Source organism: Sphingomonas sp. BL2, from assembly GCF_056680015.1.
On sequence record NZ_CM155261.1, the window covers coordinates 911,929 to 925,605 of the forward strand.

Consider the following 13,677-nt stretch of genomic DNA (forward strand, 5'->3'; position numbering starts at 1 on the left):
GGCGCGGAGGTGGTGTGGCTGGGGCTCGTACGCGTCGTAATTATGCGCCGCCGAATATCTCGGAGCCGTTTGGGGCGAGACCTGATTACCGCTCGAAACCCCTCCGCGCCTTTGCGCCTTCGCGCGAACAAAACTGCCTTCTCAGCCGAGCTTCTCGAGCAGTGCCTTGGCCGCCGCGGTTTCGGCTTCCTGTTTGCTGGAGCCCATTGCGGTCGCTTCGGCGAGTTTGCCGACCGAGACGAGCATCGTGAACTTGGGTGCGTGGCCGGGGCCGGTACGTTCGACGATGGTGTATTCGGGGGGCTTGCGGTTGTGCGCGGCGGCCCATTCCTGGAGGGCCGACTTGGGGTGTTGCGGGGCTTTTGCGCCGGCTTGGACGCGATCCCCCCAGGCACCGCGGACGAATTTGCGCGCGGCGTCTAGGCCGGCTTCCTGGTACCACGCGCCGATCAGCGCCTCCATTACGTCGCCGAGCACGTTGTCGCTGTCGCTGGCGCCGTCGTCGCGGGCCTGCTTGCCGAGTTTGAGGTGCGCGCGGACGCCGAGTTCGCGCGCGACGTCGGCGCAGACCGGGCCGGTGACGAGCGCGTTGAGGCGTTTCGACAGCGAACCCTCGGGGTCTGTGGCGAACAGTTCGTACAGCCACTCGGCGATGATCAGGCCGAGGACGCGGTCACCTAGGAATTCGAGTCGCTCGTAGTTCGCCGCGGCCTGGCTGCCGTGCGTCAGCGCGCGCTCATAGGGGGCGAGGTTGGTCGGTGCGCGGCCGAAGAGCGTCTTCAGCCAGCCGGCGAGGTCGCTCAAAAGCCTTCCCCGATACGGCTCCAGCGCGCGGCACTGACCCAGGTCCACGGCTTCAACCATTCGGCATCGCCGTCTGTCGAGAAGAAGTTGACGACCGCCTTGCCCTCGACGTTCTCGAGCGGGACGTAGCCCATGCCCTGCGGCGCGGGGAATCGGCTGTCGCCGCTGTCGTCGCGGTTGTCGCCCATCACGAAGATGTGGCCGGCGGGGATGGTGTAGAGCCCGGTATCGTCGCGGTCGGGGAGTTCGGCCTGGTCGAGGACTTCGTATGTGCGCCCGCCGGGAAGCGTTTCGCGGAAGCGCGGGTAACGGCAGATCTGGACGTTCGCGACCACGTCGACGTACGGCGCGCCGCATTTCTCGGCGTTGAAATTCTCGGTCAGCGGGATCGTGAAGTCGGCGATGCGGAGCTTCGGGATCGCCTTGCCGTTGAGGTAGACGGTGCCCTGGCGCATCTGGACGGTCTCGCCGGGGAGGCCGATGACGCGCTTGATGACGTCGTGGTCGAGCACTTCGGGCGCGCGAAAGACGACGACGTCGCCGCGGGTCGGCGTGCTGCCGAAGATACGGCCGGGGATCAGCGGGATGCCCGCGGGGAGCGACCAGCGCGAATAGCCGTAGTTCCACTTCGAGACGAAGAGATAGTCGCCGATCAGCAGCCGGGGCAGCATCGATTCGGACGGGATGCTGAACGGCGCGAAGATGAAGCTGCGCAGGATCAGCACGACCACCGCGAGCTTCAGCAGGAAGCGGAACGTTTCGCTGGTTTCCGAGCGCTGGGGTTTGGTCTTAACGTCATTTGCCATGTGCGCGGGTTTGCTCAACCTGCGCCTATCGTCAAGCGTGTGCGGGATACGTGTCACCGAAAGAGCGTTGTCGCGGTCTCGCGCTTGCAGCATGACCGGCGCGCACGTCTATTCGGAGAAGCAGCATGACCGCCGACTGGTCCAAGATCGAAGCCCTGCCCGCCACCAAGCTGACCGACCTGTTCGCAGCGGACTCGGAGCGTCTCTCGAAGCTGAGCCTCGACGTCGCGGGGATCCACTTCGACTGGTCGAAGACTCACCTGACGACGGACATGGTCACCGCGTTCGAGGAAATGGCGAAGACGCAGGACCTGTCGGGCAAGCGCCAGGCGCTGTTCTCGGGCGAGGTCGTCAACGTCACCGAGGGTCGCGCGGTCGAGCACACCGCCGAGCGCGGCGAGGGCAAGCCCGAGAGCGTCGCGATCGCACAGGCGAGCCATCAGCGGATGCGGACTCTGATCGACGCGATCGAGGCCGAGGCGCTCGGCCCGGTGCGGCATATCCTGCATGTCGGGATCGGTGGGTCGGCGCTGGGGCCGCAGTTGCTGGTCGATGCGCTGGGGCGTGACGACAAGCGGTATGACGTGGCGATCGTCGCCAATGTCGATGGCGTGGCGCTGGAGGACGTGTTCGCGAAGTTCGATCCGGCGGCGACGTTGCTGGTGGTCGCGTCGAAGACGTTCACCACGACCGAAACACTGATGAACGCCGAAAGCGTGCTGCAGTGGATGACCGAGCATAATGTCGAGGACCCCTATGGCCGGGTGATCGCGCTGACCGCGTCGCCCGAAAAGGCGATGGAATGGGGCGTCGACGAAACGCGTATCCTGCCGTTTGCGGAGAGCGTTGGTGGGCGGTATTCGCTGTGGTCGACGATCGGTTTCCCGGCGGCGATCGCGCTGGGTTGGGACCGGTTCGAGGAACTGCTCGAGGGGGCAGCCGAGATGGACCGGCATTTCCGGCTTTCGGCGCTCCACGAGAACGCGCCGGCGCTCGCTGCGTTCGCGGACCTGTATTACACGCAGATCCGCCATGCCGAGACGCGCGCCCCGTTCGCGTATGACGAGCGGTTGCGGTTGCTGCCGAGCTATCTGCAGCAGTTGGAGATGGAGTCGAACGGCAAGTCGGTGACGGTCGACGGGCAGCCGCTCGGGCGGCCGTCGGCGGCGATAACCTGGGGTGGGGTCGGCACCGAGGCGCAGCATGCGGTGTTCCAGTTGCTCCACCAGGGTACGCATCTCGTGCCGGTCGAGTTCATCGCGGTGATCGAGCCGGGTGACACGCTGCCCGAGGAGCATCATCGTGCGCTGTTGCTGAATGCGTTTGCGCAGGGCGCTGCGTTGATGGCGGGCAAGCAGGTCGAGGATCCGGCGCGGAGCTATTCGGGCGATCGGCCGTCTTCGACGTTGCTGCTGGACGATCTGGATGCGCGGACGCTGGGGGCGCTGATCGCGTTTTATGAGCACCGGGTGTTCGTGAACGGGGTGCTGCTGGGGATCAATTCGTTCGATCAGTTCGGGGTCGAGCTAGGCAAGGAAATGGCGAAGGCTGCGGAGAAGGGCGGACAGACGTTCGATCCTTCGACGGACGACCTGATCAAGCGCGCGTTTGGATAATTTCCGAGGGGAAACCTCTTTCTTGTTCCCCCGCGGAGGCGGGGGCCCAGGATACCACCCACAGCGCTTGTGATCCTGGGCTCCCGCCTTCGCGGGAGAACTAAAGGGGTTGAGGCGTTGTCTCCCAATGCCGCTAATGCTCGCCGTCGCGCTCGCCGCCTCGCATACTATCGCGCAGATGAAGTGGGAGCGGCGCGTGTTGATCGTCTCTGCCCCGGCCGCTGATGATCCCGCACTCGCCGAGCAACGTCGTATCCTGACCGCTTGGAAGACCAGCGCCGCCGCCCGCGACCTCACTGTCGTCGAAATCGTTGGTGACACTGTCCGTGGCGCGAGCGATCCGGCCGCAGCGCTTCGCCGCAAATATCGCCTCCCCGCCACCTTCACCTCGATCCTGATCGGCAAGGACGGCGGCGAGAAACTGCGTAGCGCCAAACCCTTCCCGGCCGCGGCGCTGGAGGCGACGATTGACGCGATGCCGATGCGCAAGGCGGGGCAGCGATAGGCTGAGCCGATCAACGTGATCGCCGCGTCGGGGTTGCCGCCTCGCGCCCCCTGCCCCAGATGGCATGCAAAGCCGCCCCGCGGCGCGCGACCTACGAGGACTGCCCGTGACCGAGACCACATCCGTGACCGATACCCAATTCGACTATGACCTGTTCGTCATCGGCGCAGGCTCGGGCGGGACGCGTGCGTCGCGTGTCGCCGCCGCGCACGGCGCGCGCGTCGCGGTCGCGGAGGAGTACCGGGTCGGCGGGACCTGCGTGATCCGCGGGTGCGTGCCGAAGAAGCTGCTGATCTACGGCGCGCATTTCGCCGAGGATCTGAAGGACGCCAAGCGGTTCGGCTGGCAGGTGCCGGAAGACTGCGCGTTCAGCTGGCCGACGCTGCGCGACAACGTGATGGAGGAGGTCGACCGGATCAACGGCGCCTACACGACCACGCTGCAGAACAATCACGTCGACATCATCCACCAGCGTGCGGTCGTCTCCGGGCCGAACGAAGTCACGCTCGCTGACGGCACCACGAAGACGGCGGCGAAGATCCTCATCGCGGTCGGCGCGCATCCGCTGGTGCCCGAGTTCCCCGGCGCCGAGCACGGCATCACCTCGAATGAGGTGTTCCATCTCGACGACGTGCCGAAGCGCGTGCTGATCGCTGGCGCGGGCTATATCGCCAACGAGTTCGCGGGGATCTTCCACCAGTTCGGATCGCACGTGACGTTGGTCAACCGGACCGACGTGATCCTGCGCGGCTATGACGAATCGATCCGCGACCGGCTGCTCCAGATCTCGATGAGCAAGGGCATCGACTTTCGGTTCAACGCGGCGTTCGAGAGCATCGAGAAAGACTCGGATGGCTGCCTGACGGTCAAGATGAGCGGGCATGAGCCGATCGTCGTCGACCTCGTGATGTTCGCGACCGGCCGCTTGCCTAATACGAAGGGCTTGGGGCTCGATACCGCGGGCGTCGAGATGGACGCGGCTGGCGCGGTGATCGTCGACGAGGATAATCGGTCGAGCTGCGACTCGATCTTCGCGGTCGGCGACGTCACCAACCGTATCCAGCTGACCCCGGTCGCGATCCGCGAGGGGCAGGCGTTTGCGGACACCTTCTATGGCAACAAGCCGACGCGGGTCGATTATGCCAACGTGCCCGCCGCGGTGTTCAGCCATCCGCCGATGGCAGGTGTCGGGATGACCGAGTCGCAGGCTCGGGAAGCACTCGGCTCGGTCAGGGTGTATTCGAGCGACTTCCGGCCGATGAAGAACGTGCTGGCGGGCCGCAACGAGCGGTCGCTGTACAAGATGATCTGCGATGGCGAGACCGACCGGGTGGTTGGCATCCACATGATCGGGCCGGACTGTCCGGAGATCCTGCAATCGGCTGCGGTGGCGGTGAAGGCGGGGCTGACCAAAGCCGATTTCGATGCAACCGTTGCGCTGCATCCGACGATGGCGGAAGAGCTTGTACTGATGAAGTAGGGCTCGACCCCGCTTAAGGCTTGTTCTACCGCGAAGGCGATAGCCCAGTCTGGGCCCCCGCCTTCGCGGGGGAACACGTTTCAGGTGCCGGTAAAATTTCCCGGCCGCCTCTCGCTGACGGCGCGGACACCTTCGGCGAAGTCGTTGGTTTTCTGCAACCAAGCCTGTTCGGCGAGTTCGTGATCGGTCTGTGACTGGACCAGCGCGAACAGGTCTCCGCGCATCGTCTTTCGCGTCGAGCCGACCGCGAGCGGCGCGCCGGCCGCGATCTCCCTTGCGAGCGACAGCGCTTCCGCGCGCAACCGGTCCGCCGGAACGACTGCATCAGCCAGCCCCCAGGCCTCCGCCTGCTCGGCGCGGATACGCCGCGCGGTCAGGGCCATCAGCAGCGCGCGCTGGCGACCGATCACGCGCTCCAGCACCGCGGAGATCCCGAAGCCGGGGTGGAAGCCGATCTGGACGAAGTTGGCGACGAACTTCGCCTCGGGCGAGGCCACGCGGAAATCCGCGACGAGCGCGAGGCCGAGCCCTGCCCCGACCGCCGCACCCTGGATCGCGGCGACGACCGGCGTCTCGACCGCGAACAGCTTGGCGGCGGCGACGTAGAACGGGTTGCGTTCCCCCTCGGTCCGGTCCCCGGCAACCGGATTGGCGTTGACGAGGTCCGCGCCCGCACAGAACACCTTGCCCTCGGATTGCAGGACGATCGCGCGCACGTCGCGGTCGGCATCCGCGGCGGCGAACGCAGCACCAATCGCCTCGATCAGCGCGAGATCGGCGAAGTTGTACGGAGGTCGCGTGAAGGTGACTATCGCGACGTGGCCGTCGCGGGTGACGTCGACGCCGTTTATGCGAGCCTGATCGGTCATTGCATTCTCCTCGAAGCCGTCTCGATATCCGCCCGCGTGCGTGCCGGATAGCGTCAAAGCACTTTCAAACGATCGTGCCACCGCCTAGATCATCTACATACCCGATCCTCGAAAGGTTCCAGCATGCGTGAAGCCGCCATCGTCTCGACCGCCCGTACCGCTATCGGCAAGGCGTATCGGGGCGCGTTCAATGCGACCGAGGCGCCGGTGCTGGCGGGGCATGTGATGAACGCGGTGGTCGAGCGCGCAGGGGTAGATCCGGCGCGGATCGACGAGGTGTTCTGGGGTGTCGGCAATCAATGGGGTACGCAGGGCGGCAACGCCGGGCGGATGGCGATCTTTGCGGGTGGGCTGCCGAAGTCGGTGCCGGCGTTTACGCTCGATCGGAAGTGCGGGTCGGGGCTGACCGCGGTGGCGCTCGCGGCGCGGACGATCATGTGCGACGAGGCGGATGTCGCGCTGGCCGGCGGGATGGAGTCGATCAGCTATACCGTGACGAAGGACGCGTCGCGCTACGTCAATGCGAGCGTCGTGGCGAAGGAGCCCGCGGCGTATATCCCGATGATCGAGACCGCGGAGATCGTCGCGGAGAAATACGGGATCAGCCGCGAGGCGCAGGACGCATACGCCGCGATGAGCCAGCAGCGCGCTGCCGCGGGGCTGGCGAGCGGAGCATTTGCAGAGGAGATCGTGCCGATCACGGTCGAGAAGGCACTCTACGACAAGCAGGGCGCGCATGCCGGGATCGAGAGCGTCACCTTGTCGCAGGACGAGGGTATTCGCGCGGGGACGACGCTGGAGGGATTGCGCGGGCTGAAGACGGTGTGGCCGGGCGGCGACTTTTCCGGGCCGGGATCGAGCGTGACTGCGGGCAATGCCAGCCAGCTGTCGGACGGCGCGTCGGCGCAGTTGCTGATGGACCGCAGGACGGCCGAGGCCGAGGGCAAGGACATCCTGGGCATTTATCGCGGGTTCCAGGCGGCGGGGTGCAGCCCGGCGGAAATGGGGATCGGGCCGATCTTCGCGATTCCTAAACTGCTCGAGCGGGCGGGATTGGCGGTTGGTGACATCGGGCTGTGGGAGTTGAACGAGGCGTTCGCGTCGCAGTGCCTCTATTGTCGCGATTTCCTCGGGATCGATCCGGAGAAGTACAACGTCAACGGCGGCGCGATCGCGGTGGGGCATCCGTTCGGGATGACGGGGTCGCGGCTGGTCGGGCATGCGCTGATCGAGGGGCGCAAGCGCGGGGTGCGCTATGTCGTGGTGTCGATGTGCACCGCGGGGGGCATGGGCGCGGCGGGGTTGTTCGAGATCGTTTGACGCCGGCGCCGGTCTGGGCGTGCCTTCACCCTTCCCACGGCGAAGACGCCGCGGGCCCCTTCCCTCTCCCCGATGGGAGAGGGGGTTGTTGCCAAGACATTGGCGGCGGCGCAGGTTCGCGGCTCCTAGGATAGGGGTGCGGGGCTATGACGACGGCATTGATCACCGGCGCATCGGCGGGGTTGGGCGAAGGCTTTGCGCGGGCGCTTGCTGCTCAGGGCAATGCGCTGATCCTGACCGCGCGTCGGGTCGATCGGTTGGAGGCGCTGGCGGCCGAACTGCGTGCGGCGCACGGCGTTACGGTGCATGTCTTCGCCGCCGATCTTGCGGATCAGGCTGGTCCGGACACGCTCATTGCTGCCATCGCAGCCGCCGCGTTGCCGATCGACATACTCGTCAACAATGCCGGGTTCGGCGCGCGGGGTGATTTCGCGGAACTGGGTAGTGCGCTGCAACTGGGCATGATCGACCTGAATTGCCGTGCCTTGGTGGCGCTGACGCATGCCGTGCTGCCGCAGATGATCGCGCGTGGGTCGGGCGGGATCCTCAACCTCGCCTCGGTCGCGTCGTTCCAGCCGGGGCCGTGGATGGCGGTCTATTATGCGAGCAAGGCGTTCGTGCTGAGCTTTTCCGAGGCGTTACACGAGGAGGTGAAGGGCAAAGGCGTGCGTGTTGCGGCGCTGTGCCCCGGGCCGACGCGGACCGAGTTCGCCGATGTTGCGGGGCTTGGCGATACCGCGCTGTTCGAGCGATTGGCGAGCGATCCGGCGGCGGTCGTGCGTGACGGGTTGGCGGCGCTGGCCGCAAACCGGGCGGTGAAGGTGTCGGGTGCGCTGAACTTCGCGATGGCGGAGGGGATACGGTTTACGCCGCGGAGTCTTGCGCGGCGGATCGCGGGGTCCTTGCAGAAGGCTCGGGGGTGACTCGGGTTGAGGGGGCCTGAACATCGGCCTCGCTTGCCGCCCCCTCCGTCAGGCTTTGCCTGCCACCTCCCCCTGGCGGGGGAGGATTGTTTTGGCACTTCACTTGGTAAGGCGTGGGCGCCCGGCGGTTAGCGGCTGACCATGCCGGTTATGGTGATCTGACCGCCACGATCGACGATCTCGCCGTCGACCATGCCGCTGACGAGCACCGTTGCACCGGGTTCGACGATCAGCGTACCGTCGATCATCCCGGCGATCTCGGCGGTGGCGCCGGCCGGGACGATCGCGGTGCCGTCGAGCATGCCTTCGAATTTACCTTCGATCGTTAGGTCTCCGCGGTGCATGCCCTTCATGCGCGTTCAGTCGGCGAAGAGCAGGACGGGGGTTTCGAGGTACTTCTTGAGGCCCTGAACGAAGCTTGCCGCGTCCCAGCCGTCGACGACGCGGTGGTCGCAGCTGATCGACAGGTTCATCAGCTTGGCGCGAACGACCTCGTCACCCCCTCTTCCATCAGAACGGAAGACGGGGCGCTCGACGATCTTGTTGGGGCCGATGATCGCGACTTCGGGGCGGTTGATGACCGGGGTGGTCGCGATGCCGCCGAGCGGGCCGAGCGAGGTTACCGTGATCGTGCCGCCGCCCATCTCACTGGGGGCGAGCTTGCCGGCGCGGGCCGCTTCGGCGAGACGCGTGATCTCGGTTGCGAGCTGCCAGACGTTGCGGTCCTGTGCGTCGCGGATCACGGGGACGGTGAGCCCGGCGTCGGTCTGCGCGGCCATGCCGAGGTGGATGGCGCCGTGGCGCGTGACCACGCCGGCCTCGTCGTCATAGCGCGCGTTCATCATCGGGAAGTCGGGGATCGTCTTGCAGATCGCGACGATCATCAGCGGCAGCATGGTGAGCTTGGGGCGGCCGCCGCGGTTGGCGTTTAGGTCGGCGCGCATTGCCTCCAAGGCGGTGACGTCGATCTCGTCGACATAGGTGAAGTGCGGGATCGCGCGCTTCGATGCGGCCATGTTCTCGGCGATACGGCGACGCATGCCGATGACCTTGATGGGCTGGTCCTCGCGGGCGCGCGATGCGTGCGGGGCGTGGTAGCCTTCGCCCGAGCCGTAGCGGAGGTAGGCGTCGAGGTCGGCGTGGCGGACTCGGTCGGAGTCGGTTTTTACCGAGGCGAGGTCGATGCCGAGGTCGCGGGCGCGGGCTCGGACTGCGGGGGATGCGAGCGCGTGCGCCTTGTGCTCCGCCTCAGCCGCCGGAACGGCGTGCGCCTTCTGCTCGCTCTCCCCTGCGGGGAGAGCACGTGCTTGCTGCTCCCTCTCCCCGTTGGGGAGAGGGCTGGGGTGAGGGGTTGGGGCAGTTGCCGGCGTTTCCGCTTGGGGCTGCCCCTCACCCCGACCCTCTCCCCGGAGGGGAGAGGGAGGTGTCTCGACCACTTCTTCGACGCCCGGGTTCTCTGCTTCGTATTGTTCGGCGGTCTCGGCCTGTGCCGACGTCAGCGGTGCTGCGACGACTTCGTCCGCAGTGTCCACCGCGTCCGTCTCGATCACCACGAGCGCAGCGCCGATCGACACCTGGTCGCCGACTTCGCCCGCGAGTTCGACGACTACGCCGGTCACGGGCGACTCCATCTCGACGGTGGCCTTGTCGGTCATCATGTCGGCGATCGGCGAATCCTCCTCGACGCGGTCGCCGATGGCGACGTGCCACGCGACGATCTCGGCCTCGGAGATGCCTTCGCCGATGTCCGGCAGCTTGAAGGTGAAGCGAGCCATTATGCGTCCTTCATGATCTTTTTCAGGGCTTCGCCGATGCGAACCGGCCCCGGGAAATACGCCCATTCGAGGCTATGCGGGTACGGCGTGTCGAACCCGGTCACGCGCTCGATCGGCGCTTCGAGATGGTAGAAACAGCGTTCCTGGACGATCGCCGACAGCTCCGCGCCGAAGCCGCTGGTGCGCGTCGCCTCGTGGACGATCATGCAGCGACCGGTCTTCTTCACCGATGCCTCGATCGTCTCGATATCGAGCGGGACGAGCGTGCGCAGGTCGACGATCTCGGCGTCGATCCCGGCTTCGGCGACGACGGCCGCGCAGACATGGACCATCGTGCCGTAGGCGAGGATGGTGAGCGCCTGCCCTTCGCGAACGATCTTCGCCTTGCCGAGCTCGATCTTGTAATAGCCGGTCGGAACTTCGCCGGCCGGGTGCTTCGACCAGTTCTGCGACGGGCGATCCCAATAGCCGTCGAACGGGCCGTTGTAGATGCGCTTGGGCTCGAAGAAGAGCGTCGGATCATTGTCCTCGATCGCGGCGATCAGCAGGCCCTTGGCGTCATAGGGCGTCGACGGGATCACCGTTTTGATACCCGACATGTGGGTGAAGAGCCCCTCCGGCGATTGGCTGTGCGTCTGGCCGCCGAAGATGCCGCCGCCGAACGGCGAGCGCACCGTGATCGGCGAGGTGAACTCGCCGGCCGAGCGGTAGCGGAGGCGCGCGGCTTCTGAGACGAGCTGGTCGAGCGCGGGGTAGATATAGTCCGCGAACTGGATCTCTGGGACCGGGCGCAGGCCGTACGCGCCCATGCCCACCGCGACGCCGATGATGCCGCATTCGGTGATCGGGGTGTCGAACACGCGGGTCTTGCCGTGCTTCGCCTGAAGCCCGGCGGTCGCGCGGAAGACGCCGCCGAAATAGCCGACGTCCTCGCCCATGACGATCACGTCCGGGTCGCGCTCCATCATGATGTCCATGGCGGAGTTGATCGCCTGGATCATGTTCATGCGGGTGGTGGGTTCGGCGTCCGTTGCCTCGGACTCGGGTGCTTGCGTCATGTCGCTCATGCCTTGCGATCCCATGGACGGCCGCTGGCCGTTTCCTCGTCGAGCATCTGCTGACGCTGCTCCTTCAGATGCCATGGCAGCTCCTCGAACACGCCGTCGAACAGCGACTCGAGCGGCTGGTGCAGGCCGTGGCCGAGGATACCGTTCTTCTCGGCTTCCTTCTGCGCGGCCTTGACCTGCTCGGCGAGTTCCTTGTCCTGTGCCGCGTGGCGCTCCTCGTCCCATTCGCCGATCGCGATCAGGTGATCCTTGAGGCGCTTGATCGGGTCGCCGAGCGGCCAGGCATTGGGTTCGCCCTCGCTGCGATACTGGCCGGGATCGTCGGAGGTCGAATGACCTTCCGCTCGGTAGGTGAAGTGCTCGATCAGCGTCGGGCCCTGGTTGGTGCGGGCGCGCTCGGCAGCCCATTCGGTCGCGGCGTAGACTGCCAGCGCGTCGTTGCCGTCGACCCGCAGCCCGGCAATCCCGTAGCCGACCGCGCGCGCGGCGAAGGTCGTCGCCTCGGCGCCAGCGAACCCGGAGAAGCTGGAGATCGCCCACTGGTTGTTGACGACATTGAAGATCACCGGCGCGCGGTAGACCGCGGCGAAGGTGCACGCCGAGTGGAAGTCGCCCTCGGCGGTCGAGCCTTCGCCACACCAGGTCGCGGCGATCCGCGTGTCGCCTTTGGCCGCCGACGCCATCGCCCAGCCCACCGCTTGCGGATACTGCGTTGTGAGGTTGCCCGAGATCGAGAAGAAACCGGCTTCCTTGACCGAATACATGATCGGCAACTGCTTGCCGCCGAGCCTATCGGCCGTGTTCGAATAGATCTGGTTCATCATGTCGACGAGGCTCCAGCCCCGTGCGATCAGCAGGCCCTGCTGGCGGTACGAGGGGAAGCACATGTCCTCGTAATCGAGCGCGTACGCCGCTGCGACCGCGACCGCCTCCTCGCCGAGCGCCTTCATGTAGAAGCTGGTCTTGCCCTGCCGCTGTGCGCGGAACATGCGTTCGTCGAACGCGCGGAGCAGCGCCATGCTGCGCAACATGCGGCGCATTACGTCTGGCGAGAGCTTGGGGTCCCACGGGCCGACCGCGTTACCGTCGTCATCGAGCACGCGGACCAGCGTGTAGGCAAGATCGGTGAAGTCGGACGCCTTGTCCGCGGTGTCGGGACGGCGCGCTTCGCCGGCGGGCGGCACGTCGACTTCGGCGAAGTCCACCGCGTCGCCGGGGCGGAACTTCGGCTCGGGGATATGCAGCGTAAGTGGCTGCAAATTGGCGCGCGGATGCTCGCTTGCCATCGTCATTCCATCTCCATGAGGCCGCTGTGACCGCGGAACACTCTTACCGAGGCTTGTTATTAAATTTCAACGCAGATTGCGAGGGGGAGTTGCGCATTCACGATGTGCCGCGCGGATTTTTTCTCCCCCTGTGTTGGAATCAGCCGCCGACGGTCTGCTCGATGACCCCGAAGATCGGATGGCGCTTGTCGTCCTCAGCCCAGATGCGGACGATGTCGCCCTGCTTGAGGAACGGCGTGACGGGCTTGCCGCCCTGGATGGTTTCGATCGTCCGCACTTCGGCGAGGCAGGAATAGCCGACGCCGCCCTCGGCGACCGACTTGCCGGGGCCGCCATCGGGGCCGCGGTTCGAGACGGTGCCCGAGCCTACGATCGTTCCCGCGCCGAGTTTCCGGGTCTTGGCGGCGTGGGCGACGAGCGTGCCGAAATCGAACGTCATGTCCTCGCCGGCCTCGGCGCGACCGAGCGGCTGGCCGTTGAGGTCGACCATCAGCTTGCGGTGCAGCTTGCCGTCCTTCCACCAGTCGCCGAGCGAATCGGGCGTGACGAAGACCGGCGAGAACGCGCTGGCCGGCTTCGATTGGAAGAAGCCGAAGCCCTTGCCGAGTTCGCCGGGGATCAGGTTGCGAAGCGAGACGTCGTTGGTCAGCCCGACGAGCAGGATAGCGGCGAGCGCCTCCTCGCGACTCGCGCCGAGTGGCACGTCGCCGGTGACGACGACCACCTCGGCTTCCATGTCACAACCCCAGGACTCGTCGGCCAGTGGGATCGGATCGCGCGGGCCGAGGAACCCATCCGAGCCGCCCTGGTACATCAACGGATCGTGCCAGAAGCTGTCGGGCATCTCCGCCGCGCGCGCCTGTCGCACGAGCGCAACATGATTCACGTAGGCCGAGCCATCGGCCCATTGATACGCGCGTGGCAGCGGCGACTCGGCGTCGTGCTCGTGAAAACGACGCATCGGGATCATCTCGTGCTCGAGATCAGTCGACAGGTTCTTGAGATCGATCGAAAGTCGGTCCCAGTCGTCGAGCGCAGCCTGCAGAGTGGGCGCGATGTGGCTCGCATCGGCATACCAGGCGAGGTCGTTGGAGACGACCACGAGCTTGCCGTCTCGCCCACGGGTTGCGTCGGGATGCTTCAGGCTGGCCAGTTTCATGGGGCGGATCCTCTATATGTTTGCACGCATCCTACGCCCGTGACGGAGTTCAAGTCGAGCATCCAGC

At 66.2% G+C, this 13,677-nt stretch carries 13 protein-coding genes; 5 read left to right on the forward strand and 8 right to left on the reverse strand.

Features of this window, described 5'->3' with window-relative positions; translation table 11 throughout:
* Positions 1-141: 141 nt before the first annotated feature.
* Together rnc and lepB are read right to left on the reverse strand one after the other, a co-directional pair.
* Positions 142-804, reverse strand: a complete 663-nt coding sequence (rnc, locus tag AC1ME3_RS04070; protein ID WP_480954964.1) for a ribonuclease III — start codon at positions 802-804, stop codon at positions 142-144.
* A complete protein-coding gene (gene lepB / locus AC1ME3_RS04075) occupies positions 801-1,610 on the reverse strand; it encodes a signal peptidase I (protein ID WP_480954965.1) in 810 nt (269 codons plus the stop codon). Before lepB ends, rnc begins: the two co-directional genes overlap by 4 nt.
* A gap of 125 nt (positions 1,611-1,735) precedes the next feature.
* Between lepB and pgi the strand changes: the two genes are divergently transcribed.
* The 3 genes from pgi (at position 1,736) to gorA (ending at position 5,211) form a co-directional block, all read left to right on the forward strand.
* Positions 1,736-3,226: a glucose-6-phosphate isomerase gene (pgi, locus tag AC1ME3_RS04080; protein WP_480954966.1), complete on the forward strand. Its 1,491-nt coding sequence runs from the start codon at positions 1,736-1,738 to the stop codon at positions 3,224-3,226.
* A gap of 127 nt (positions 3,227-3,353) precedes the next feature.
* Entirely contained in the window at positions 3,354-3,731 is a 378-nt protein-coding gene (locus AC1ME3_RS04085; RefSeq protein ID WP_480954967.1) for a DUF4174 domain-containing protein, read from the forward strand.
* 106 nt (positions 3,732-3,837) lie between these two features.
* Positions 3,838-5,211, forward strand: coding sequence for a glutathione-disulfide reductase (gene gorA / locus AC1ME3_RS04090; protein WP_480954968.1), 1,374 nt, complete (start codon positions 3,838-3,840; stop codon positions 5,209-5,211).
* A gap of 80 nt (positions 5,212-5,291) precedes the next feature.
* Here the strand turns inward: gorA and AC1ME3_RS04095 are convergent, their stop codons facing one another.
* Positions 5,292-6,080 carry an enoyl-CoA hydratase/isomerase family protein gene (locus tag AC1ME3_RS04095; RefSeq protein ID WP_480954969.1) on the reverse strand — a complete coding sequence of 263 codons (789 nt, stop codon included), beginning with the start codon at positions 6,078-6,080 and terminating at the stop codon, positions 5,292-5,294.
* A gap of 123 nt (positions 6,081-6,203) precedes the next feature.
* Between AC1ME3_RS04095 and AC1ME3_RS04100 the strand changes: the two genes are divergently transcribed.
* Entirely contained in the window at positions 6,204-7,400 is a 1,197-nt protein-coding gene (locus AC1ME3_RS04100) for a thiolase family protein (RefSeq protein WP_480954970.1), read from the forward strand.
* A 146-nt stretch (positions 7,401-7,546) separates the two neighbouring features.
* A complete protein-coding gene (locus tag AC1ME3_RS04105; RefSeq protein ID WP_480954971.1) occupies positions 7,547-8,323 on the forward strand; it encodes an SDR family NAD(P)-dependent oxidoreductase in 777 nt (258 codons plus the stop codon).
* A 128-nt stretch (positions 8,324-8,451) separates the two neighbouring features.
* On the opposite strand, the gene AC1ME3_RS04110 is transcribed toward AC1ME3_RS04105, so the two are convergent.
* From AC1ME3_RS04110 to AC1ME3_RS04130, 5 genes are all read right to left on the reverse strand, one after another.
* Complete coding sequence (locus AC1ME3_RS04110) at positions 8,452-8,676, reverse strand: hypothetical protein (protein WP_480954972.1); 225 nt, start codon at positions 8,674-8,676, stop codon at positions 8,452-8,454.
* Between the two features lie 6 nt (positions 8,677-8,682).
* Positions 8,683-10,098, reverse strand: a complete 1,416-nt coding sequence (locus AC1ME3_RS04115) for a dihydrolipoamide acetyltransferase family protein (protein ID WP_480954973.1) — start codon at positions 10,096-10,098, stop codon at positions 8,683-8,685.
* Positions 10,098-11,105 (reverse strand): alpha-ketoacid dehydrogenase subunit beta, encoded by a 1,008-nt coding sequence (locus AC1ME3_RS04120; protein ID WP_480955756.1) that lies wholly within the window; start codon positions 11,103-11,105, stop codon positions 10,098-10,100. The genes AC1ME3_RS04115 and AC1ME3_RS04120 overlap by 1 nt, the downstream gene beginning before the upstream one ends.
* Before the next feature lie 56 nt (positions 11,106-11,161).
* The gene (locus AC1ME3_RS04125) at positions 11,162-12,451 is read right to left on the reverse strand and encodes a thiamine pyrophosphate-dependent enzyme (RefSeq protein ID WP_480955757.1); all 1,290 of its coding nucleotides are present in this window, start codon (positions 12,449-12,451) and stop codon (positions 11,162-11,164) included.
* A gap of 139 nt (positions 12,452-12,590) precedes the next feature.
* Entirely contained in the window at positions 12,591-13,610 is a 1,020-nt protein-coding gene (locus tag AC1ME3_RS04130) for a fumarylacetoacetate hydrolase family protein (RefSeq protein WP_480954974.1), read from the reverse strand.
* Positions 13,611-13,677: the final 67 nt, after the last annotated feature.